Here is a 22,570-nt window from a genome sequence, read left to right on the forward strand (position 1 = left end):
ACAACAATAAAGAAAAAAGATAAGGAAATACCACATAATGGATAGAAATACATTCACGGGATTTTTTCTGATTTTAGTTATCCTCTTCGGGGCTACATACTTTATGAAGCCGTCAGAAGAAGAACTAAAAAGAGAAAGAATCGTTCAGGACTCAATAAAACAAGCGCAGTCGGGAAAACTTACTAAATCAAAGCCTGCCCCAGCCGCAGCAACTGCCCCCACCGCAGTTGATTCTAACTTATTAAAAGGTCCTTTCGGAAGGGCGAGAGTTGGAAATGCACAAGTTGTAGTTCTTGAAAACGAAGATTTAAAAGTAAATATTAATACTAAAGGCGGTCGAGTAGAAAGTGTAGAATTAAAAAAATTCAAGACTTACGATCAAAAACCTTTGATTCTGTTTACGGCAGAAGAAAGCAGTTTCAATCTTGCTCTTAAAGCAAATGGTTCTAATATAAACACTAAAGATCTGTTCTTTAGTCCCTCAGCTCCAGGGTTAAAGGTATCTCAAAAAGACTCTGCAGCAGTTACATTCACCGCCAATTACGGTCCTAACCAATCCTTACAATATGTTTATACCTTAAAAGGCGAAGGATTCAAGCTAGGTTTCAACATTGTAACAAAAGGTTTGGAAAATATTATGACCGCTGCTCCTACAATTCATTGGGATGCATTGTTGAGACAGAAGGAAAAAGATATCAAGAGTGAACATAGATACTCGGGAGCATACTACCAGCAAGGAGACGAGCCGGTTGAACATATTGGCACTACCGAGGATGAGAAAAAAGATATTGGAGAAGATGGCAAAATCCAATGGGTATCATTCAAACAGCACTTTTTCTCCAATGTCCTTATTTCTAAAGAAGGTTTCGATAAAGCAAACCTTGCTGTAAGTACTTCAGCGGAGCCTGGTGTTGTTAAAGGCTTCTCAGCGAGCCTCACGCTGCCCGCTAAAATGAATTCATATGCCATGGAGTTTTACTTCGGGCCGAACAGGTACAATACATTAAAAGCACAAGGAAATAATCTTGAAGGAATCATTGACCTGGGTTGGGGACCTCTGAAATGGGTGAACCGTTTTGCTGTACTGCCTATCTTTAACGCTTTAGAAAAGTTTAACTGGGGTTATGGCTTAATAATTTTAGTTCTTACCCTCATCCTTAAACTAGTTCTTTCTCCGCTTACTTATAAATCTTACCTGTCAATGGCTAAGATGCGTGTATTGAAACCAGAGATGGACGAAATTAAAGCTAAAGTTGGAGAAGATAATCCTACTTTACTTCAACAAGAATATCTGAAGTTGTATAAAAAGGCCGGCGTAAATCCATTAGGCGGTTGTATTCCAATGCTACTTCAAATGCCGATCGTAATGGCTTTCTTCTTCTTCTTTCCGAACCTTTTCGAGTTAAGGGGGGAGAAGTTTTTATGGATGACAGATCTGTCGACCTATGACTCTTTCGTAAACTTCGGATTCGAGATTCCTTTTATGGGAGATCACTTGAGCTTGATGTGTATTTTAATGACCATTTCAACGTTAATATACACTTACTTCAATAACCAAACATCGGGAGCTACAGGACAGATGAAGTATATAGGTTACATTACTCCTATTATCTTCCTTGGTGTATTGAACAGTTACCCAGCCGGATTAAATTATTATTACTTCCTTGCAAACATGTTGACGTTCGGCCAGCAATTTTTGATCAGGCAGTTTGTTAACGACGAAAAGATCCACGCGCAGATTCAGGAGAATAAGAAGAAACCTGAAGGCGAGAAGAAACAGTCTAGTTTCCAGCGTCGTATGGAAGAATACATGCGCCAGCAACAGTCGAAACAAAACAAAAAATAAGCATTAGAATGATGTTAATTAAAACGGCCTTAACGGGCCGTTTTTTTTTTCGGTTGTAGTACCCCCACTCCTTGTTCAAACAAAAGCCTGGTTTATTTGATATATCTACAAATATTAACTTATGCAGGCTTCGGAAATAAAACTATTTATAAACAATATAGAGCAAACTTTGCAGGTGCAGAAGGATAAAGCACCAGGCAATTTTGTAATTACTCAGGAACTCAAATTTATCGCGAGGATTTATAAAGATGCTGATGGAAGATGGAAATCTGTTGAGATTTCTGATCTTTCTCCATCTGTTATCGAATCAATTGGAAAAGAAATTGAAGAAGCAGATATCGGGAATGCATAAAAAAAGCGCCTTTAAAAGCGCTTTTCTTTTTTATCTAACTCCAAAGGTCCGCCGCACCTATCAATGTTCCTGCAGTACCTAAAGTTGCTGAGACAATAGGAATTTTTATATCCTTGTCTCCCAAACGGTCCCTTACATGGTCTATAAATAATTCCCAGGCATTATTATGCCCGCCAATTAATAAAGCATCAGGATTGAACGAACTAATATATTGGAGCAAAAATTTCACGAAGTTCTCTCCATACTCATTAAAAACCAGCTGCCCAATTCCATCATCATTAGAAGCCATATTAGTAAGATCTGCGATGTCGGCAGGGCGTACTCCTGTAAAATCCTCGTAACGCTGCATCAGCCATCCAATCCCTATATAATCCTCTGCTATTCCATCTTTAAAAGGCTTATTCCACATATTTGCATCTTCAGACACCCCATCTACTACTCTTGCTGACCCCAATCCATAATTTAAGGTAAATCCCAAGATATTGTTATATCCTTTCACTGCCCCGGCCATCTGTTCCGCCTTAACTACCCGCGGAGCCGGATTATCCATTCTGATGTTTATAGGAGAAATACCCAGTCTGTCGGCAAGTAAGGTCTTTACATTTTGTTGATACAGAGATTCAAACTTCTTCTGGTTATGCATCAAAGAAACTCCGTTCTCGTAATCGAAAGGGCCAGGAATAGTTATTGCAAATTTAGAAATGGGTGTTTCCCTTAAAGCGTGAACCCGAGTGATGACAGTTGTCCACTTTTCTAAGAAGTTTTCTAGAGTTTCATCGGCACTTATTTCTTCAAAAAATTCAGTTTCAGGTAATACTGTCTTGGTGTCGTTGTCCACAATTGCCGCTCTAATGCCCGGGATATTAATATCAACGGATACGATCTGATTGCTCATAATGTCTGGTTGGTAACCTAGGTTTTAATTGTTTGTTGGCCAAATTAAAGCTTAAATTCTTAAAATGACAATTATTTTCTAAGTAATAATTATATTACTACTGTGTGTGAAGAACTTAGAAAATAAGGTCATGAACGTTAATTTTATATGGAAACAAAAAAGGGCAATCTTTTAAGATTGCCCTCTATAATATTATCAGGAGTAATAGTTATTCTTTAGCCTTGGCAGTTGTTTTGGCTGCTTCGGGAGGAGTAACAGACCAAATTTTCTTTTTGTAGTCCTGAATACCTTGTTCTATTCTTTGAGCCTCTTTCTGCTGCGCTTCGGCATCTTTTGCGTAGTCAGCAATCCGAAGGCCTGCAGGGTTAGAATCTCTGATAATAACACTTGCGAACTTTCTTTGAACGAAATAGTCATCCAAACTCATTTCCTGGATTCCATTATCCGGATCAGAGATATCCTTCGAGGCAATCAGGTAGCGGCAATGTGGAAAATAAAGCCAAAATGCAGGGACAGTTTGATTAGAATCCAAACCAGCTACATCAAGACGCATTAGGGGAGCTATTCCAACTATCCTTGTTTCAACCTTTGAGCGTTGCTTATCGTAGAACACATCCTCTTTAATTCTAAACTTAATGATCTTTTCAGGATTAAAATCATTAACCATTTTAGACCATTCAATAGCATTTCCCTGATCATCGAATTTAGTTGGGACCGTTACGCTATCTCCCTTAAGTCTTCTTTCTGCCTCTTCGGTAGTTAACCTTTTTTTGAAAGCATCATCAGACGGATCATATACACCAATTTTACGAGCCTTAATGCCCGTAAGCAGCATATTGATCAACTCGGAGCCGGGTGTTGCAAGTACCTTATTTTCTGGCAATCTCAAGTCGATATCTCTCCATATCCTTTTGTAGAACTTAACATTAGCAGGATCCACTTTTGCATAATCAAAAGGAACTGCTTTCTCTAGTATACTAATACCCTGAAAGCCATCTACTACCGGAGGTAAAGAATCCAGTGGCTCTTGCGCTTTCACAGAAGCCGCTCCTAGAACAATAAAAAGCAGTGGTAAAAATTTCTTTATCATAGTAATTTCTTTATCTGTGTTAGGCCTTATTAGGCAGATTTTTTATCTGAAGTTCCTTTTTTAGACTTTTTTGGTTCAGAAGATTTCGATCCTTTAGAACCTTTCTTACTCTTCTCTACCAGTTCTTTGGTTTTACGAGTTCTTACCTGATCGGTAATTACCTCAACTGCTGGCATAACACATCTGAAGCCAATGTATGAGTGAGAGCGATCTTGTAACTCATAATTCCTAGACTCAACGTCCAAAGTTTGTCCGCTGTCTTTCCATGAACCACCTCTTACAACCTTTCTTTTCATTGCTGCGGGAGCTTTGTCATCGGCATCATATTGAAGAACCGGGTTTAAGTCGTGAACAAATTCAATAGCTGAAGGACTGAAAGCATCCAATGTCCATTCCGCCACATTTCCGTTCATATTATATAAACCAAAATTGTTAGGAGCATATGACTTAACAGGCAATGTGAACGTTGAACCGTCATCCGTGTAGTTACCTTCGCCTTGTTTATAGTTCACAAGCAATTTTTCTTTTTTAGATTTCTTGTCTTTGTAAGTTAAGAGGCTATTTTTTCTAATTGCTTCCTTATCTGTTGGATCAACACCACCTGATGCTGCATATTGCCATTGAGCTTCTGTTGGCAAGCTGAAATTCAAAGCTGAATTACGTAAAGAATTGTTTGTCTTAGCTACTAGCAGCGCTGATGTTTTTGTTCTCCAGTTTGAATACGCTCTTGCTTGCATCCAGCTAACTCCTACTACAGGATAATGGTCAAAAGCTTTGGTCTGATAGTAATTCTCAGTCATAAGCTCAACCTGTGAGTTAGGAAAATCATTAATCCAAACATCAGTTTCCGGTACAACACTGATACTTTCTTTTACATATTTATCAGCGTTAGGCCCAGCTGCATGGCGGAAATAATAACCATATTTCACCATGTCTTTATTTAAACTGTTTTTTCCGTTTATTTCAATTACAAGCTTAGCTTCCTGTAACTTCGATTGAACTTCTGAATCACGACTTTGCCAAAGTGGACTCTTTTTTCCATGGGGTCTAACTTTGTCCCAATTAATTGCTTTGGATACTGGTGCAGAAGAAGCAGATGTAGAGGCTCCTTTGCCTTTCTTTGAAGGTTTAGATTTTTTGGCGTTGATAAAATACTTATCATCCTTAAGGATGTCAACAACTGCAATTGAATCTGCTACCCAATTTACAAAATCCCGATACTGGTAATTGGTCACTTCGGTTTCGTCCATAAAAAACGGACTTAAACTTACTCTTCTATCCCCCTCAGCGGAACTCTTGTAGATAACTGTACCAGCAGGCACATACACCATTCCCGGAGGAGGAAATACTGTTTTCCCTCTTGAACTGTAAACCGGTTTAGCCTCATAAAAATCAACAGACTTACAGGAAGTAATCGTCTCTGCGATTAATAATGCCGCTAAAACTGAAATCTTTGAAATTAATTTCGTTCTCGACACCCCGTTCCTCTTCGACTTCAACGATAGATTGAACTCATTCATACTTTAAAATATACCAAACTTTACTGAAAATTTCCCAAACCCTTTTCTTGCAGAGAATCTGCTCCGTAAAAGTATTTAATTTATTACAAACTAAAAATATATCTGTAATTATTAATGAAATGGCAATAATAAGATCAATAAATATTAATTTGAAAAAAAACGAAGAGTAATCTAGCGTTTTTTCAAATTGACATACCTAGAAAAACAATCTTACTATTGCCCTACCCCCTTAATTGTGATATTTAAAAAACATAAGGTTAAAACTTACGCAAAACTATAAAAATGTGCTTGTCTCCTACTATATCTTCTATAATTATTAGAAACTTTTTTCCAGCATTATTTCGTCGGCGCTAAAATGTGATCTTACACCGTTCATTTGTCAGAAGGATTTTATCTGTTTCGCATTGAACAGAAGTCAACTCCTGCTTTACAATCTCCTTGTGTTGGATCTTTAACTCCTTGCGCCGTTTTCCTTCAACAAACCGCCTTAATTGTTCTTCATTCTCGAGTATTAATCCAGGTACCTTTAATGGTTTATGATCTTCATCGATAGCAACCATAGTAAAGTAGCTTGTATTAGTATGCTTAACTGTATGATTTTTAACGTTCTCAGAAATAACTCTTATCCCTACTACCATAGAGCTGGAACCAACATAATTTACTGAAGCCAACAACGTAACCAATTCTCCAACTTCAACAGGTTGTCTGAAATCTACAGTATCAATCGATGCAGTGACACAATAAGCGGAGGCGTGTTTAGTTGCGCATACATAGGCAACCTTGTCCATCAGCGACAAGATCAGGCCGCCATGAATTTTTCCGCCGAAGTTGGCATATGATGGAATCATTAGTTCAGCCAAAACAGTTTCTGAATATTTAACAGGAAGAAAATCTGTGAGAGGAGTCATCAATTTAAAATTAGGAAATTAACTTACAACGTTAATAGGAGAATTTTTGATAAAGGAGTTTATGTTTTTATAAGTTGTTTCCATTATCCGCTCCCGGGCCTCTTTACTCATCCAGGCGTTATGAGGGGTAATAAAACAATTCTTTGCACTTAAAAGAGGGTTGTGTGGCGGAGGCGGCTCAACCGAAAGTACGTCTATCCCTGCACCGGCAATTATGCCAGAATTAAGAGCATCTGCCAGGTCCTGCTCGTTTACCAAGGGCCCTCTGGCTGTGTTTATAAAAAACGCTGTTTTCTTCATTCTGGAAATAAGGTTCATATTAACAAACTCCTTGTTATCGGGCTTTAAAGGTAAGTGAAGAGAAACAAAATCGCTTTCGGAAAAGAGCTCTTCTATAGATACATATCGAGCAGTAGTAATATTTTTAGGACTCGGGGTATGGTAAAGCACATTCATACCAAAGGCTTGCGCAACTTCTGCAACCTTACGGGCTATGTTCCCAAATCCGACCAGTCCCAAAGTTTTACCACTTATCTCAAATAGTGGCGACAAGGAATAACTAAAGTCGGCACACCTACTCCAGTCGCCATTATGAACCGAGGTTGAATGCAAACCCACCTGAGTCGCAAATTCAAGGATAAAGGCAAATGTGTGTTGTGCCACAGCAGATGAGCTATAGTCAGGAACATTGCAAACAATTATTCCTTTCTCGGCAGCAGCTATTGTATCGATGATGTTATATCCGGTAGCCAGAACACAAATAAGCCGGAGCTTTGGTAAATGGTCTATTGTTTCGCGAGAGAAGGCAACTTTATTAGTAAGCACTATCTCGGCAGAAGAACAACGGGGAACTATCTCATCAGGAGAGGTCCTGTCATAGATCGTAACTTCTCCAAGTTTATTTATCTCATCCCAGTTTAAGTCACCAGGATTAAGAGCAAAGCCATCGGTTGCAACAATGTTCATAATGTATAGGAATTGCAGCAAAGCTATTAATCTTTCTTCAACTTCAAATTATGATGGTTGTAAAGCTAAAATTTCGAGGGCTGGTGAAGTCGTTTCTGCTGAAATAGGAATAAAACTCAACTACAAAAGCAGTCAAAGGGAAGAAAGCCAACGAAATCTCAACGGAATACCAATTGGATACTCGCTTGGCCTCTTCTAGCTATTTAAGATGTTGCGGGAGGTCTGACAGCTTGCCTCGCTAACAATTTCCACTTGCCATGCTCTTTGGAGAAAACAAGCAGGATAAAAAGATTTACATTACCAGGCTTTCCCCCGTCATTAGTCTGCGCAGCAAGCTTATGACGCACAATAGCTGTCTTACCCGAAACTTTAATAGTTTGGTCTGTAAGGTTAATGGTCACGAAATCAGATTTTCCACTAGCAATTGCTTCTACAAATGCTGTTTTATCTTCGATCTTACCTCCTGAATGTCCATAACTAAGGTCTTCTGAGGCTATCGCTTCCAAATCCTCCTTCTTTCCATCAATCATTGCCTTTTTCAGCTGCTCAACAGCAGAAGCCACCTGCTTTTCTGCTTTTGTTTGTGCATCTGCTTTAAACACAAGAAAGCTTAACACTAAGACGGAATAAAAAAATTTTTTCATTTCTTTTAAACTTATTGGTTTCTTTTCGTAAACAGGATAATTCTTTCGGCTAAGGTATTAATTGCGAATCAAAATAGAAATGCTTCAAAAACCATAATTCTCTTTATAGAATTATAATGGAAGATAAAGTTTAAACTATATTAGCAGACCTTATTCGATAAGAGTTTAGAAAATAATTGCGACCACCATTTAATCGAGAACAATAAATTTTAATGAGGCCTGTTTCCATCCCCCCTTACGTTCAGAAGTTCTGGAACGCAGATAAAAATTCCCCAGCTTTCTTTGAAGAAACTAGAAATGCTTATATCAGGTTAACTAAAGGTATTCAGCCTGAGGTTTCCATCGTAATGCCTGCGTATAATGAACAGGAGAATATTGTGCAGACACTTGCATCATTATGTAATAATGAAACTTCCAGGGCAGTAGAAATTATTGTAGTAAATAATAATTCCAAGGACGATACCGAGGCATTGGTTAAGAGCTGCGGTGTAAATTGCGTACTTCAAACAATTCAGGGAATCACGCCTGCAAGAAACATGGGCCTTTCGGTAGCGAAAGGAAAATATATATTAAATGCAGATGCCGACACTATATATCCAAAAGACTGGATAGAGGAAATGGTTAAGCCTCTCGATAATAATGATGTAGCTGCAGTGTACGGGCGCTTCTCGTTTATTCCAGTTGGGAGCACTGGTCGTGGAACCTACTTCTTCTATGAGTACTTTGCTGACTTTACTAGAAAATTGAATAAGTATATTAAAGATGAGGCTGTAAATGTTTATGGTTTTAATTCGGGATTCAGAAGGCTTCAAGGCTTGGAAGTAGACAGCTTCAACCATCCTCCGGGAACAAATGAAGATGGGTGGATGGCCTTAAAGCTGCGAAATAAAGGCTTTGGAAAACTTTATTACGTAAATAACATTAAGGCATTAGTATGGACCACAGACAGGCGCATTCAAATTGATGGAGGACTTTGGAAAGGTACTTTGAAGCGCCTTAAGCGGGTAATACTAAGAAGATAATTTTAAATGCATGAAAGCTCTCTTGATTATCGACGTACAAAATGATTTTCTTCCAGGAGGCTCACTTGCTGTTCCTTCAGGAAATGAGATCATCCCTGTTATAAACAAGATACAGGAAAAGTTTGATCTGGTGTTGGCAACTCAAGACTGGCATCCATCAAGTCACAAAAGTTTCGCCTCAAATCATGATGGAAGAGTCGCCTTTGAAACTGTTGAACTTAAGGGCCTGAACCAGGTGTTATGGCCAGACCACTGTGTGCAAGGAAGCTATGGAGCTGAACTCTCATCTGAAATAGATTGGAAAAGATCAGAGGTAGTCATTCGAAAAGGAACTGATCCTGAAATTGACAGCTATAGCGGTTTTTATGATAATGGCCATTTGAAATCTACCGGTCTGGCCGGCTTACTGAAAGACCGAAAGATTAAATCTATTTATGTAGCTGGCTTAGCTGCGGATTATTGCGTTTACTTTACCGCTCTGGATGCTATCTCTGCTGGATTTGATACATTTTTTATTGAGGACGCAACAAGAGCAATTGACGCAAAGGGGGTTCAAGAAGCCAGGAAGGACCTTGTTGTTCGGGGTGCAAAAATTATTACGAGCGATGAACTTTAAACAATATCATTAAAGCTTTCTACTTATTACGCTCAACAATGAATTTTGCTTCTGTTCCCAGTTGAAACTGATTGATTTATTCTTTTCAGTATCGATGGTTGGTTGAATAATTTCAAAATGTAAATGAGGGCCATTTGAGAACCCTGTATTTCCCGAATACCCTATCACCTGCCCTTTTTTAACCATTTGCCCTTCCTTCACAAGCGAGCCATTTTTATTTAAATGAATATAGTTAGCAATAGTTCCATCGGAGTGATAGATAGAAATAAAATTTGCATCGTCTATAAATGCCCGGGATGGACCGCCAGTTCCTGAATCTGATTTAACCGAGGCAACAATACCATCTCTGGCAGCTGTAATGGGCGTACCAATAGGCATAACGAAATCATAGGCAAACATGTCGTGATGACTAAAATCTCCACCGGGGCCTTGGGATACCTTGAATGAACTTCCCTTGGCATAGGGTAAAGCGTATCCAAAATTAAAGTCGGGTATTTTAGTTACATCACCTAATACCACTTTCCACTTATAAAAACATTGATAATCTTTAGTAGGATCCAGGCGTTTGAGTACACTTAAATTAAAACCAATTGCTTTTGCTGGCACTACCGCTGATATTTCTCGTTTTACCGGAGCCTGAAGATTCTCTAGTTCAACTGACAATTTAATTGTAACCGGGACATTAAAATCGTTGTCAAATTTCAATAACAAAGAATCACTTCCAGTCTCCTTAATATAAATTTTGGTGCGTTCCTTTATTTTATATGGAGATGCTTGAATAACGGTTATATAAAATAACGGGAATAAAAGACAAATAAATGCTTTCACCCCTCCCCTAAATTTTCTAAATGACTTCCCCTCATTGGAATGTTCATCTTTTCTCACTCTAAAACTCACTTGGTAATTAAACGTAAAGAAGAAGCGAAAGATACGTTTTTTTACATTTTCTCAAACTCGAAATTGTGCGATAATCCCTTCACCTACAGTGGAAGATCGCTTTGTTTACAGGGATTCAATTAGATCGAAAGTACTGGAACATTATTTGCTAACTTACATGTAATGAAGACATAAAACTTGAAAACTTAACATCTAACATTGAAACCTATGAAAACTTTGAAAAATTTAACGTTGGCTATCTTAGCCGCTGGAGCAATGGCGGCTTGTTCGACAACAAGGACCGGGACTGGCTCAGGAAGTTCGACGGGAACTTCTGGTACCGGAACAGATACTGCATCAACTGGTACATCAGGTACTACTGGTACAACAGGTACTACGAGGGACTCATTAACTAGTAACACAGGTACAACAGGCGTGGGCGGCAACGTTTCTGGCTCCATGAATACAGGCAGCTCAACGGGAAACTATGCAGGCTCTACCGAAGTAACGGGTAGTACCACAAACTCAACAGTCAACGCAACCGGTTCAGTCACTACAACAGGTAGCGCAAATGGAACTATGGATGGTGCAACCGGGATTTCCGGTTCTCAAGGGGCTGGAGCGGGCAATACAAGCACCCTTGCAGCTGGCGGCAGTAATTCTATCAGTGGTACTGGAACTTCTACAGACAAGTCATTAAATAACCGTAACAATGCTTCTATTCCGACTAATGGTAGCACAATGGGTGATAGAAATCTTTCCACTAATGGAACAAACAAACCTTCAAGCTCTACCAGCCCAGGTCCATGGAACTCCACAGCAGCAGGCTCAACTTCAGCTGCTAGCTTTATTTCAACCGCTGCCCAATCAGGTATGAAAGAAATGGAGCTAAGCCGCCTTGCCCAGACCAAAGCAAGTAACCCTGAGGTAAGATCATTTGCAAGTATGATGGTTAAGGATCATTCTATGCAACACCAAAAATTAGCGACATTGGCCAGAAGCAAAGGTGTAACAGTCCCAGAAGGTACGACAGCAGTCGGAGCTGGCTCAGGCACAATGGGAAGTATGTCAGGAACCGGAACAATTGGTAATCAAAATTCTGGAAGCAGTACACCTAGTATAAACACAAATAGTGGCACAAATGGCAGTATTTCAGGGAACATTGGCAATCAGGGTTCGGGAATTAACACAAACACCACTTCTGGAACCAACCTAAGTAGCAATCAAAATTTGGGAAATGTAAGCTCAAATACCAGTAACTCCGGAACAGCTACTTCTGCCGGTGCTACAGATCAATCTATAGGAACTCAGGGTAATACCTCGCTGCAACAAAACATGGGAACTACAGGTGCACACGATATGAGTTCTATGAGCCCAACCAGCAGCAGTGCTATTTCAAATGATGTAAGCAGTCTTCAAAACTTATCAGGAAGTGAGTTTGACAGAAAATACATGCAGATGATGGTTCAGGATCATGAGCAGGCGGTAAGCCTATTCACCACAGCTTCTCAGTCAAGTGACGCGGAAGTGAGAGCATTTGCTATGAAAAATCTTCCAAAGCTTAGAGCTCATTTATATGATGCGAAGCAAATAAGTAACAGATTGACCAGATAATCACTTGTTTTCTGTTTTAGACTCAGCCGGAATTATAATTCCGGCTGTTTTTTTATCATTTTTGCGGGACTTAAAGGATTTAAATGGGTTTCAAAATCCTAATCAACATTTACAGGCATATCTGGTTTAATGTGGAGTATTTCAACTGAGCCCGGGAAATACACACCAGGTTCCGTCAAAAAGCTTTTAATGGAGAATAATATTTCGAAAAAGAATAGTGGTCCGGGAAAGATAAGCAGGATGTTCCTAACACTACAAGATGTAGGAGCCTTTGTTGCCCGGTTCTTTAAAGAGGCCTTCCTCCCACCATATGAATTTAAAGAGCTTATCAATCAGTGTTATAATATTGGTTATCAATCTCTGATTTTGATTTCCACCACTGGTTTCATAACTGGTATCGTTTTCACAAAGCAATCGCGGCCCTCCCTTGCAGAATTTGGAGCTACATCCTGGCTCCCATCCTTGGTAGCCATTGCCTTGTTGCGAACTCTGGCTCCCCTACTTACTGCACTGATTGCCGCGGGTAAGGTAGGTTCAAGCATTGGAGCAGAACTTGGTTCTATGCGCGTAACCGAACAAATAGATGCAATGGAAGTGTCTGCCACTAACCCCTTCAAGTTTTTAGTAGCTACCCGGGTAATGGCAACAACGATAACTATTCCAATACTCTCTTTCTATACTGCTTTAGTAGGTATGCTTGGAGCATTACTTAATGTTTCCCTGAGCGAAGGTACTAGTGCACGAGCCTTTTTTCAAACAGCTCTTGAGTCTATTACCTTTTTAGACATCACAGCTTCAACCATTCGTTCAGTTCTTTATGGCTTTACCATTGGGATCGTAGGTTGTTATCAAGGTTATAATTCTTCGAAAGGAACCGAAGGCGTAGGTCAAGCCGCTAATTCAGCGGTAGTTATCGGTATGTTCCTTGTATTCCTTGAAGAAGTCATCACCGTTCAATTCTTCTCAATTTTTAGGGCTGGATAATGGAACTTTCACAAAACATTGTATCAAAAGAAAAGGTCATCCAAATCAAGGGATTAAATAAGTTCTTTGGAAATCTGGAGGTGCTTAAAAACGCAGACCTTACCCTCCACAAAGGAGAGAACCTTGTAGTTTTGGGAAAGTCAGGTTCAGGAAAATCTGTACTAATCAAAATAATTGTCGGACTATTGAAACCAGATTCAGGCTCTGTGCAGGTACTCGGAAAAGAAGTAGATAAAATAACTTATAAAGAATTATTAGACCTTCGGTTGAAGGTTGGCTTCTCTTTCCAAAACAGCGCCCTCTACGACAGTATGACCGTACGTCAGAACCTTGAATTCCCACTTGTAAGAAATCAGAGGAACTTGTCTAAAGTAGAAATAAATAGGGCGGTTGAAGAAGTACTAGACGCAGTGGGACTGATGCAAACGATAGATCAAATGCCCTCAGAACTTTCAGGAGGCCAACGGAAACGGATTGGTATTGCCCGAACACTTATTCTTCAACCTGAAATCATGCTTTATGACGAGCCCACCGCCGGGTTAGATCCAATCACCTCAGAGGACATTAATAATTTAATTAACGAAGTACAGGAGAAATATCGCACCAGTTCAATTGTGATCACTCATGACCTAACGTGCGCAAAAACGGTAAGTAACAGGGTAACTATTTTGCTCGACGGACGGTTCGAAAGACAGGGAACATTTGATGAAGTTTTTAACACAACAGATAATCGGGTAAGACCTTTTTACGATTATAATTTTATTCATTAGGCAATGGAAGCAACAGAGACGCGACGAAAAATAACGGTCGGCATATTTATATTTATAGGGTTACTTATTTTTATTCTTGGGGTTTTTACGTTGGGCAGTCAAAAAAAGGCCTTTGTAAAAAGCTTTTTAGTGAAGGTAGTTTTTGACGATATTCAGGGATTAAAGGCTGGCGATAATGTTTGGTTTTCCGGGGTAAAAATAGGAACGATCAAAAAGATCCAGTTCTACGGTACTTCCCAGGTGGAAGTAACAATGAACATTGAAGAGAACGCACACCAATATATACGGAAAGATGCTGCTGCAAGTATTGGATCCGACGGACTTATCGGAAATAAGATTATCGTAATAGATGGAGGAAACCCAAGAGTTCCAGCTATAGAGGATGGTGATAGGATACGTGTCAATAAAACGCTTTCTACTGACGAGATGATGAAAACTTTACAGGTGAACAACCGCAACTTGGTAGATATCACCTCCGACTTCAAAACCATCTCTTCAAACCTGGCTTCAGGTAAAGGAACAGCTGGAGCGCTGCTATCTGATGAAGAAATGGCAAAGAATTTAAAAAGCATAGTAGCTAATCTTCAAAGAACAACTATTGCGACTAACAAAATGGCTGCAGAACTTAGAACTTTTAGCCATTCTCTTAATAATAAGCAGGGATTAGTGAACAACCTTGTAAGTGATACAGTAATATTTAATCGCTTAAGAAATTCATCTTACGAGTTCCAGCAGGCAGCTCAATCTGCCAATGCAATTACATCTAATTTAAATACGGCGTCGGCAAAATTAAATGACCCAAATGCCCCTGCAGGATTATTGTTGAACGATCAGCAAACTACAGAGCAACTGAGAAGAATAATTCAAAACCTTGAGAGCAGTAGCTATAATTTAAACGAAGATCTGAAAGCTCTGCAGAGCAATTTCTTGTTCCGGGGATATTTCAAACGGAAAGCCAGGGAAGCTGAAGAAAAGAAATAATAATGGTACATACTGCCGAAATTTTCCACATAGAAAAGAGGGTATGTGTCTTAGTTATAATGAACCGTATACAGGAATTATATCAATTTCTACAAAAACACAATTATGGCATTAGTTTTCTAGGTAGGTATCCAGGTAAGATGAGTATAGAAACTTGGAAACAAGAAAGAATCTATGTTTAAAGTGTATTTGTAATTTAGATTTGATGTACGCCCTGTTCAATCTCATATTGGCCAGGGCTTTTTTACTAATTTAATCTCCTACCGAGTCAAGGGGTTTTCGTTGCAAGTTGGCGGTTACTGAAGACTTAAATTGAGAGGGAGTTTGACCTGTCACTTGTTTGAACTGAGTTGAAAGATATTGTACACTACTATACCCAAGCTTAAATGCTATTTCACTTAAATTGAGCTCCTTGTATAAAATCAACTCTTTTGCTTTTTCGATACGCTGACGGATAATAAACTGCTCGATAGTAATCCCTTCCACAGAGGAAAACAGGGCACTTAGATAGTTATAGTCGTGATGTAAATCGGAGGAGATTATCTGAGACCAATTAACTTTAAGGTCTAACGTTTCTGAATGATGAACTTTCGAGATAATTATATTCTTAATTCTTTCAATTAATCGTGATTTACCAGGCTCCAACAACTCAAATCCAAGCCCCTCCAGCTTCTTTGACAGCTGTTCCTGCTTGTCCATAGTTAGTTCCTGCTCTTTTAGCTTAACTATCCCCAACTCCGTTGACAAGGAATGCAGGTCGAGTTCTGACAATACTTGGTCAACTGTCAGAACGCATCGCCTGCAAACCATATTCTTTATATAAAGCTCCATCTGTTTCTGCTGATAAAGCAAAAATACATGTGAGCCATTTCATCCCTGTCATCTTGTTGTAATGACGGTCAGGAAATCCTTTCAATTACATTTCTACTTCTGAATTTCCGCCTCAAAGGAGCCCTCCGTAATCTTTTTTAATGAACCTGTCAAACTCGAGCTATCGAATTCAAATGTTCCCTTTACACCGTTACTTTGAAATGTAGTAATTCTAATAGTTCCGGAGTTAGCGAGATGCCGGTTTGCAGCAGGAACAGGCCCGTTAACGTAAGTAGCTTCCGCGCTTTTCGTAATTGGAAATTCACCTTTCCCTCTTATTCCAGGTATCACAAAAGTAATTAGCTCATTGGTTGCAGTAAGTTTGGCGGTAATGGTTATCGTGTTTCCATCACCTTTAGTGGCATAAACATTTTCAGAGCCGGTTGCAGATTTTGCAGTACCGTTTACAATAAAACTCATCCCAGGATTAAGCACTTCCAGCTGCTCATCTTTCTTACAAGATGCCAGGGCCAAAAGGATGAATAACATTAATAATAAAGCTGAAGATTGTGTTGTGTGTGTTTTCATAAATACTGGTTTATATAAATATAAAAGCTGTTTTTATACTTATTGTTCGTAGAAAACACAATTTTATCCCTTTCTAAATAAGCGGAAAACGGAATAGTATAACAAGTAGTGAGGGTTTTCCCCTCATCTTATTCTATCTACTGGAAAGTTCCAGAATACGGTCGAACTCTTCTTTCTTCATAGTCATTACAGAAAGCCTACCTTGCTTTACGAGACCGATATTAGCAAGCATTTCATCTGCCTTTATCTCTTCAAGTGTAACAGGCCTTTTCAGTGTTTCTACAGGCGAAAGGTCTACAACTACCCAGTTTGGATCCTCTGTAGTTGGATCCTGATAAAATTCCTTTACTACTTTCGCCACACCCACTACGGCCTTTCCTTCGTTAGAATGATAAAAAAGCACCAGATCGCCTTCTTTCATTGCCTTTAAATTGTTTCTCGCCTGGTAGTTTCTCACTCCATCCCAGAAGGTACGACCATCTTCATTAAATTTTTCCCAGCTGTATTTGAATGGCTCTGACTTAACCAAAAAGTAGTTCATGTGTGTTTTTTATAATTAGAAGATTAAAACATCTCCTCTTTAAAATTTAATCATTGAGGGACAAAACTAATAAATTAGAAAGAATTCGATGATAAGGGGATTGGAGATAGCGCTAAGAATATAACAAAAAGTAATGCGGGATAAATATTTACGATTTGACCTTTGTTCGTTTAAAGTTCATATTTGAGATATTAAACAAAGCGATATGAGGATTTTAAATAAAATATTTGGATTTACACTTCCATTTAAGAAAACAGGCGTTAAAAACAATACTTTTGAGTCAAACCCTATACATATGAGGTTTAATCTCCATAACGTTTCAGACGATTACTATATGTTTATTTAGCCGGCCCCTTTTTCCTACTGCTTCTCTGACCGAGGTAAAGGCTTAAAATAACGAGCACTGTACCTGCGATAGTGTAGGCAGTTATGGGCTCATCCATTAGCCACCATGCGTAAAAGAAGCCAAAGACAGGGCAAAGGAACAGCCATAAAGAAGCTTCCACCGTATCAATACGAAGTAGATGAAACCAGCATATCAACCCTACAATGGATACGGCAATACTCAGCCAGAGAACGGATAGCCAGAAATTAGAATCAAGGCGAACAGTCGTGAAATCGCTCATAACAATTGTAAAAGGGAGAAGCAAAATTCCGGCAATAAAAACCTGCCACCCGTTTATCAATAAGTTAGGGAGTTTCCACTTCACACTAGCATAATATACACTGGCAATGGAAACTGTAATCATACTTGCAATAAGCAAAATTAAGCCACCTAAAGTAGTGTGGCTATCTTGAAGTAAAGGATAACAAGCTACTCCTATTCCAGCCATTCCTAAAAATACACAGAGAATTTCTGTCGCAGAAGGTTTCCGCCTCAGCCATAAAGCAGAAAAAACCACTATTAATAATGGATTTGTAGAGACAGCTAGACTTCCAATACCCGCTGCTGTGTATTTCATTGCAAAAACATACAAACCCAGGTACATAGTCGTATTTAGAAAACCAAACAGAGTGAGCTGCTTAAACTCTTGGCGATTAGGTATACGGTATTCCTTATCTCTGCTAAACGCATAGGTTAAGCCAAGTAGAATGGATCCAGCTATAAAAAAACGCGAGTTAGCTAAGATCAAAGGGGGCGCTGACAACACACCAACCTTAGTAGCAACAGAAGCTGATGCCCAAAGAATAGAAAATATTAAGCCTATCAATATCTTTTTCACACTGGCAAAACTAAAAATACTACTGGTAAGATTGGTTAAAATTGAACATTAACCCGACACTACAGGACAGAGATTTTCATCCATATTTCTAAATTGGCGGAAACCAATTACAACACTAATGCGATTAGAAATTTTTCTGGGCGCCTGCCTCATAAGTTTCATCAGTTTCAACACCTTTGCTCAGGAAGACCGGGGTTATAAAATTTACCAGTTCCCAGCCAACATGATCCCTAAAATTGACGGTAAGACCGATGATTGGGATTCCTTCCCTAAAGAGTATATCGTAGGGACTGACCAGTTGTGGGATGACTCGGGACGCTATCCAAAAGTTGACCCTAAAAATTTGGATGTAAAGGTGAAAGTAGCTTGGGTAAAAGGACTCAACAGGCTTTATTTTCTGTATGAGGCATACGATAATTATTGGGATTTTAGTCTTGCAGGATTGCATAATGACACCTTTGAGATCGTTGTCGATGGCGACCTTTCGGGTGGGCCTCTGATTCAGGAACAGCATCCAAATCAAACCCTCGATAAAATGGAAACCTACTTTTCGTATCACGGCGTCCATGCTCAAAACTATCATATTTTCACCCCAGCTGTGGGGAAAGACTGGGCCCTTGCGTGGGGTTCACAACCATGGATAAAGAACCTTCCCTATTCCAACATCGCCTATAACTATAATTTCAAACCAGGAGAACGGGGAAGGTTAATTGCAGAGTTTTGGATAACACCCTTTGACTATGCTGGAGCTGAAGGTCCTGTAAGGGCGGTGGAATCAATATTGTATGATAACAAGAAGATTGGACTTACTTGGGCGATAATTGACTATGACGACGTGAATGATGAAAAAGTAAAAGGATTTTGGAACTTATCCAAAAACCATAAGATGTACGGTAATTCCAGCCTTGGAACCGTCTTCACCTTACTGCCGCTTGAAGAAAAATATCTGAAACCTCTGGACGCCCGTTGGTCTTTCATTGTTACTGATATGGCAAAGAGAGAAGTGACATTTAAAGATCAAAGCCGGGGCAAGATCGAGAAATGGCATTGGGATTTCGGAGATGGAACAAGCTCGGCAGAACCAAATCCGGTCCATCGTTACAAAGAAGCAGGGAAATACCTTGTGGTACTGGAAATCGAAGGACCAGATGGAAAAGCCCGTTGGGCAAATCAGTGGGATGTGGCCGTTAAGTAGTCCCTAACTTCCTATTTTGCCTGGAGTTTGAAGGAATCAGCTACCCCAGTTTGAAAGCCATCATCTTCAACTTTTGGCAAAATAGCATGGTATTCCCCTTTTATTTCTATACCAACTTGTGTCCGCTCAAGTTTAATCTTTAAGAAGCCGTGTTGCGAGTCGCAGTAACTTACCAGGCGAACGCCTTCGAATAAAGGATGTTCCGGAGTAAAATTTACATCGTCCTTGTTTGCAATGGCGTGCAACTGGTCATACCCCCCGCCCCCAGCAACAATAAATGTGGTTTTCTCTCCGTCAGGATAATTCTTCTCAAACCTCTGATAGTTATGCACATGACCGCTAAACACTACGTCTGGCCTTACTTGCGCCTCCTGAAATGAACGCTCAAGAACTTCGATCATTGTTAAACTTGAACCGTGATTAATATCTGCAGAATATGGAGCGTGGTGAATACACACGATGATGGCTTTTTGAGGTCTCTGAGTAGCAGCGGATCTTAGTTCGTCAACAAACCATAACCTTTGTTCCTCTGTAACTATGCCAAATTTGGGAACATTGCTTTGTAATCCTATAATATTGGCTAGCGGTGTTTCCAATGTCCAATAAACGTTGGGCTGGGGCATACTCATCCAATTTGTGTCTCCACTAAAACTGACTATCCTACGCTCGGTGTCGCAGAAAACGGCCATAAAAGGCTCAAGGCTATTGTAGGCAACGGAACTTTGTGGATTTACATCACAATCATGGTTACCGGCAATAGCGAAAATAGGACGAGGATATTTACTATAAGGTGAAAAGAATTGCTCGTAGTAGCGGGAAGCCTCTCCATGATTGTAAACTACATCGCCTAGATGGAAAAGGAAATCCGGCTGATCTTCCTCATTTCCAAACTGATGAAGCATGGCCCCCACTACCTTTTCCTGAAATTCTAGTCCCCTGATACTTCCTGTATCGCCCACCATATGGAATATCATTTGGTCCTTGCTTACATTTCTTATCGTCTCTATAGGCAGATGAAAAGGATAAGTACCAGACGGCGTGGGTAATGGCTGGTATTTATAACTATCATCAGGCTGGTTTAATTTTATTGCAGGACTGGTATATTTTTCAGGGTTTTCGATGATCATTAACAAAAATAGCAATTCGATATTAACAAATCATCAATTGATACTTTTATTCAGTTGTCCTGAAAGGCGAAGCGGGTAATTTTTCAATATTATACAAATTAGGAAAAACCGGATTATCTGCCCAGGCATACCTTACGAATTTAGGTTCTGGGACTTCTTCAGACCATACATGCACAGTAGTTCCTACAATCTTTGCCTTAGCCCAAACGAATTTTTTATCTTCCCCAGCAATTGCAAATTGTGATAACTCCTCCCCGTCAATACTGATTAGTCCGCTCCCTACATTGCGAAAACTAATAATCATCTTGTTTCCTTCAACCCTTGAGGACTCGTAAAGAGGCCCGCTATGCACCAGATTCTTCTCTCCGTAATTCAGTCGCCTTGCAATCAAAGCAAGCCTTTCGCCAACATCTTTCTTATTGTCGGGATGAATATCGTTCCACTCTCCCAGGTCGATAGTAACTGCCATTCCCGTATTGGGAATACTTAGGGTTTTTAAAGAAGCTTCTCTTACGATGGCCCAGCTACTCTCAGTTGGTAGATAACTGGCGTCGCTAAAATTGGGAAGTTGAACATAGTAAAATGGCAATTTAGGACTGGAGAACTTCTGTCTCCAGTCACTTATCAGAGCAGGGAGTAGCTTTTCGTACTCCTCCGGCTTCCCTGTATTGCTTTCGCCCTGGTACCAGAGCACACCTTTTAGAGCATAATTAGTAAAAGGGGCAATCATAGCATTGTACAGAGCTGTAGGCTGGTTCTGTTCAGCAATAGGTCCCGGACCAACTCCTCCCCTCTGTGGCCGAAATACTTTACCAACCTTATACAGCCAATCACCTTTCAAATCAATTTGCCAATTTCCTACCATTAAAGAATAAGGCTTATCGGGAACAAAGCCTCCTTTACCCGCATTATTTTGAACCCTGATAACCAGTATATTTCTACCCGGCTTAAGAACTCCAGCAGGTACTAAGTACCTACGTTGCGGGTACATGTAGGATGTTGAACCTACTTGTTTCCCGTTAATATAGGCAATATCAGCATCTACAATCCTCCCCATAAACAATTTGGCCTCCTTCCCTGCCATGGATGCGGGAACTTCTATCTCTTTCCGATACCAAACTACCCCGTTCAGATCTCTTACACCCTGATCTTCCCAATATCCTGGAATATTGATATTTTGCCAGTTCTTTGGCACATAAGAGCTTTCAAACCATTTAACAGCTTCGGCCATCCCTTTATCCGGTTCTGGATCAGGTTTCTGGCTTGCTGAAACTGCTGCCCTCTGCCTGTCTTGAATATAAGAAGTGTCTTTATTACGCGCTATAGTCGCTGCCAGAGCACCAAATTGTTTTAAACCCTCTTCGCTTGTCCAGGCCTCGATAGGCGTTCCTCCATAACTTGAATTAATTATTCCAATAGGAACACGATGCTTGTTATAAATATTGCGGGCAAAGAAATAGGCAACAGCCGAGAAATCATTTACACTTTGTGAATTTGCCCACTTCCATGAGCCTTTTTGGAAATCATCCTTCGTTCCCGAAAGACTTGCCATGGTAGGAACCAAAAACTGCCGGATTTCAGGAAAATTGGCCTTTTCGATATCTTCAGCATACCTCACATTATGTATTCCCATTTGATGAACCATGTTTGACTGGCCCGCACACAGCCAGACATCACCTAACAATATTCCCTTCAGTATTATTGTGTTCTTTCCCTGCAATCGCATTTCATATGGACCTCCTGCCTTCATCGCAGGTAGCTTTACCAACCATTTCCCTTCCGCCCCGGCCACTGTGGAAATGCTTCTTTTGTTAAAGTTAACACTAACCTTCTCTCCAGGGGAAGCCCAACCCCAAATTTTAAGAGGCATGTCACGCTGCAGAACCATACTATCTGCAACTAGTCGCGGTAACCGTATCTGGGCATTCGACTGAACGATCGACAAGCAGGAAAAAAAAAGAAAGAATTGAGCGAGAACTTTGTACATATCCGAAATTTGAAA

22 protein-coding genes are annotated in these 22,570 nt (G+C 39.9%); 9 read left to right on the forward strand and 13 right to left on the reverse strand.

What is annotated here, in order from left to right:
- Positions 1-37 precede the first annotated feature (37 nt).
- Together yidC and J4N25_RS15015 are read left to right on the forward strand one after the other, a co-directional pair.
- Positions 38-1,846 (forward strand): membrane protein insertase YidC, encoded by a 1,809-nt coding sequence (gene yidC / locus J4N25_RS15010; RefSeq protein ID WP_207420484.1) that lies wholly within the window; start codon positions 38-40, stop codon positions 1,844-1,846.
- 121 nt (positions 1,847-1,967) lie between these two features.
- Entirely contained in the window at positions 1,968-2,198 is a 231-nt protein-coding gene (locus tag J4N25_RS15015; RefSeq protein WP_207420485.1) for a hypothetical protein, read from the forward strand.
- A 34-nt stretch (positions 2,199-2,232) separates the two neighbouring features.
- Here J4N25_RS15015 and J4N25_RS15020 read toward each other — a convergent pair whose 3' ends face one another.
- The 6 genes from J4N25_RS15020 to J4N25_RS15045 form a co-directional block, all read right to left on the reverse strand.
- Positions 2,233-3,093 carry an ROK family protein gene (locus tag J4N25_RS15020; protein WP_207420486.1) on the reverse strand — a complete coding sequence of 287 codons (861 nt, stop codon included), beginning with the start codon at positions 3,091-3,093 and terminating at the stop codon, positions 2,233-2,235.
- Positions 3,094-3,301: 208 nt separating this feature from the next.
- Positions 3,302-4,183, reverse strand: a complete 882-nt coding sequence (gene porN, locus J4N25_RS15025; protein WP_207420487.1) for a type IX secretion system ring subunit PorN/GldN — start codon at positions 4,181-4,183, stop codon at positions 3,302-3,304.
- A gap of 29 nt (positions 4,184-4,212) precedes the next feature.
- The gene (gene porK, locus J4N25_RS15030) at positions 4,213-5,703 is read right to left on the reverse strand and encodes a T9SS ring complex lipoprotein PorK/GldK (RefSeq protein WP_207420488.1); all 1,491 of its coding nucleotides are present in this window, start codon (positions 5,701-5,703) and stop codon (positions 4,213-4,215) included.
- A gap of 350 nt (positions 5,704-6,053) precedes the next feature.
- Positions 6,054-6,611 (reverse strand): acyl-CoA thioesterase, encoded by a 558-nt coding sequence (locus tag J4N25_RS15035; protein ID WP_207420489.1) that lies wholly within the window; start codon positions 6,609-6,611, stop codon positions 6,054-6,056.
- Between the two features lie 18 nt (positions 6,612-6,629).
- Entirely contained in the window at positions 6,630-7,577 is a 948-nt protein-coding gene (locus tag J4N25_RS15040; RefSeq protein ID WP_207420490.1) for a D-2-hydroxyacid dehydrogenase, read from the reverse strand.
- Between the two features lie 203 nt (positions 7,578-7,780).
- Positions 7,781-8,221, reverse strand: a complete 441-nt coding sequence (locus tag J4N25_RS15045) for a nuclear transport factor 2 family protein (RefSeq protein ID WP_207420491.1) — start codon at positions 8,219-8,221, stop codon at positions 7,781-7,783.
- A 212-nt stretch (positions 8,222-8,433) separates the two neighbouring features.
- Here J4N25_RS15045 and J4N25_RS15050 point away from each other — a divergent pair, with 212 nt between their 5' ends.
- Positions 8,434-9,243, forward strand: a complete 810-nt coding sequence (locus J4N25_RS15050) for a glycosyltransferase family 2 protein (RefSeq protein WP_207420492.1) — start codon at positions 8,434-8,436, stop codon at positions 9,241-9,243.
- 10 nt (positions 9,244-9,253) lie between these two features.
- A complete protein-coding gene (gene pncA, locus J4N25_RS15055) occupies positions 9,254-9,859 on the forward strand; it encodes a bifunctional nicotinamidase/pyrazinamidase (RefSeq protein ID WP_207420493.1) in 606 nt (201 codons plus the stop codon).
- A gap of 9 nt (positions 9,860-9,868) precedes the next feature.
- Here the strand turns inward: pncA and J4N25_RS27025 are convergent, their stop codons facing one another.
- Positions 9,869-10,522, reverse strand: coding sequence for a M23 family metallopeptidase (locus tag J4N25_RS27025; protein ID WP_207420494.1), 654 nt, complete (start codon positions 10,520-10,522; stop codon positions 9,869-9,871).
- Between the two features lie 441 nt (positions 10,523-10,963).
- On the opposite strand from J4N25_RS27025, the gene J4N25_RS15065 reads away from it, so the two are divergent.
- From J4N25_RS15065 to J4N25_RS15080, 4 genes are all read left to right on the forward strand, one after another.
- Complete coding sequence (locus tag J4N25_RS15065; protein ID WP_207420495.1) at positions 10,964-12,349, forward strand: DUF4142 domain-containing protein; 1,386 nt, start codon at positions 10,964-10,966, stop codon at positions 12,347-12,349.
- A 189-nt stretch (positions 12,350-12,538) separates the two neighbouring features.
- Entirely contained in the window at positions 12,539-13,333 is a 795-nt protein-coding gene (locus J4N25_RS15070; protein WP_207420496.1) for an MlaE family ABC transporter permease, read from the forward strand.
- Positions 13,333-14,103, forward strand: coding sequence for an ABC transporter ATP-binding protein (locus J4N25_RS15075; RefSeq protein ID WP_207420497.1), 771 nt, complete (start codon positions 13,333-13,335; stop codon positions 14,101-14,103). The genes J4N25_RS15070 and J4N25_RS15075 overlap by 1 nt, the downstream gene beginning before the upstream one ends.
- Before the next feature lie 129 nt (positions 14,104-14,232).
- Positions 14,233-15,084: an MlaD family protein gene (locus J4N25_RS15080; RefSeq protein WP_369410816.1), complete on the forward strand. Its 852-nt coding sequence runs from the start codon at positions 14,233-14,235 to the stop codon at positions 15,082-15,084.
- A gap of 252 nt (positions 15,085-15,336) precedes the next feature.
- On the opposite strand, the gene J4N25_RS15085 is transcribed toward J4N25_RS15080, so the two are convergent.
- The 4 genes from J4N25_RS15085 to J4N25_RS15100 all read right to left on the reverse strand — a co-directional run bounded on the left by J4N25_RS15085 (position 15,337) and on the right by J4N25_RS15100 (position 18,246).
- Entirely contained in the window at positions 15,337-15,915 is a 579-nt protein-coding gene (locus J4N25_RS15085; protein WP_207420499.1) for a helix-turn-helix domain-containing protein, read from the reverse strand.
- 93 nt (positions 15,916-16,008) lie between these two features.
- The gene (locus tag J4N25_RS15090) at positions 16,009-16,482 is read right to left on the reverse strand and encodes a hypothetical protein (RefSeq protein ID WP_207420500.1); all 474 of its coding nucleotides are present in this window, start codon (positions 16,480-16,482) and stop codon (positions 16,009-16,011) included.
- Positions 16,483-16,615: 133 nt separating this feature from the next.
- The gene (locus tag J4N25_RS15095; RefSeq protein ID WP_207420501.1) at positions 16,616-17,023 is read right to left on the reverse strand and encodes an EVE domain-containing protein; all 408 of its coding nucleotides are present in this window, start codon (positions 17,021-17,023) and stop codon (positions 16,616-16,618) included.
- 338 nt (positions 17,024-17,361) lie between these two features.
- A complete protein-coding gene (locus J4N25_RS15100; RefSeq protein WP_207420502.1) occupies positions 17,362-18,246 on the reverse strand; it encodes a DMT family transporter in 885 nt (294 codons plus the stop codon).
- Between the two features lie 118 nt (positions 18,247-18,364).
- Here J4N25_RS15100 and J4N25_RS15105 point away from each other — a divergent pair, with 118 nt between their 5' ends.
- A complete protein-coding gene (locus J4N25_RS15105; RefSeq protein WP_207420503.1) occupies positions 18,365-19,441 on the forward strand; it encodes a PKD domain-containing protein in 1,077 nt (358 codons plus the stop codon).
- An 11-nt stretch (positions 19,442-19,452) separates the two neighbouring features.
- Here J4N25_RS15105 and J4N25_RS15110 read toward each other — a convergent pair whose 3' ends face one another.
- Together J4N25_RS15110 and J4N25_RS15115 are read right to left on the reverse strand one after the other, a co-directional pair.
- A complete protein-coding gene (locus J4N25_RS15110) occupies positions 19,453-20,568 on the reverse strand; it encodes a metallophosphoesterase family protein (RefSeq protein ID WP_207420504.1) in 1,116 nt (371 codons plus the stop codon).
- A gap of 46 nt (positions 20,569-20,614) precedes the next feature.
- Positions 20,615-22,555, reverse strand: a complete 1,941-nt coding sequence (locus J4N25_RS15115) for a sialate O-acetylesterase (protein WP_207420505.1) — start codon at positions 22,553-22,555, stop codon at positions 20,615-20,617.
- Positions 22,556-22,570 lie beyond the last annotated feature (15 nt).

The organism is Desertivirga brevis (genome assembly GCF_017355835.1).

What these genes read in the sequence shown, in the direction of transcription:
- yidC (WP_207420484.1), top strand. Translation starts at nt 38, where the DNA reads ATGGATAGAAATACATTCACGGGATTTTTTCTGATTTTAGTTATCCTC.
- J4N25_RS15015 (WP_207420485.1), top strand. Translation starts at nt 1,968, where the DNA reads ATGCAGGCTTCGGAAATAAAACTATTTATAAACAATATAGAGCAAACT.
- J4N25_RS15020 (WP_207420486.1), bottom strand. Translation starts at nt 3,093, where the DNA reads ATGAGCAATCAGATCGTATCCGTTGATATTAATATCCCGGGCATTAGA.
- porN (WP_207420487.1), bottom strand. Translation starts at nt 4,183, where the DNA reads ATGATAAAGAAATTTTTACCACTGCTTTTTATTGTTCTAGGAGCGGCT.
- porK (WP_207420488.1), bottom strand. Translation starts at nt 5,703, where the DNA reads ATGAATGAGTTCAATCTATCGTTGAAGTCGAAGAGGAACGGGGTGTCG.
- J4N25_RS15035 (WP_207420489.1), bottom strand. Translation starts at nt 6,611, where the DNA reads ATGACTCCTCTCACAGATTTTCTTCCTGTTAAATATTCAGAAACTGTT.
- J4N25_RS15040 (WP_207420490.1), bottom strand. Translation starts at nt 7,577, where the DNA reads ATGAACATTGTTGCAACCGATGGCTTTGCTCTTAATCCTGGTGACTTA.
- J4N25_RS15045 (WP_207420491.1), bottom strand. Translation starts at nt 8,221, where the DNA reads ATGAAAAAATTTTTTTATTCCGTCTTAGTGTTAAGCTTTCTTGTGTTT.
- J4N25_RS15050 (WP_207420492.1), top strand. Translation starts at nt 8,434, where the DNA reads ATGAGGCCTGTTTCCATCCCCCCTTACGTTCAGAAGTTCTGGAACGCA.
- pncA (WP_207420493.1), top strand. Translation starts at nt 9,254, where the DNA reads ATGAAAGCTCTCTTGATTATCGACGTACAAAATGATTTTCTTCCAGGA.
- J4N25_RS15065 (WP_207420495.1), top strand. Translation starts at nt 10,964, where the DNA reads ATGAAAACTTTGAAAAATTTAACGTTGGCTATCTTAGCCGCTGGAGCA.
- J4N25_RS15070 (WP_207420496.1), top strand. Translation starts at nt 12,539, where the DNA reads ATGGAGAATAATATTTCGAAAAAGAATAGTGGTCCGGGAAAGATAAGC.
- J4N25_RS15075 (WP_207420497.1), top strand. Translation starts at nt 13,333, where the DNA reads ATGGAACTTTCACAAAACATTGTATCAAAAGAAAAGGTCATCCAAATC.
- J4N25_RS15085 (WP_207420499.1), bottom strand. Translation starts at nt 15,915, where the DNA reads ATGGAGCTTTATATAAAGAATATGGTTTGCAGGCGATGCGTTCTGACA.
- J4N25_RS15090 (WP_207420500.1), bottom strand. Translation starts at nt 16,482, where the DNA reads ATGAAAACACACACAACACAATCTTCAGCTTTATTATTAATGTTATTC.
- J4N25_RS15095 (WP_207420501.1), bottom strand. Translation starts at nt 17,023, where the DNA reads ATGAACTACTTTTTGGTTAAGTCAGAGCCATTCAAATACAGCTGGGAA.
- J4N25_RS15105 (WP_207420503.1), top strand. Translation starts at nt 18,365, where the DNA reads ATGCGATTAGAAATTTTTCTGGGCGCCTGCCTCATAAGTTTCATCAGT.
- J4N25_RS15110 (WP_207420504.1), bottom strand. Translation starts at nt 20,568, where the DNA reads ATGATCATCGAAAACCCTGAAAAATATACCAGTCCTGCAATAAAATTA.
- J4N25_RS15115 (WP_207420505.1), bottom strand. Translation starts at nt 22,555, where the DNA reads ATGTACAAAGTTCTCGCTCAATTCTTTCTTTTTTTTTCCTGCTTGTCG.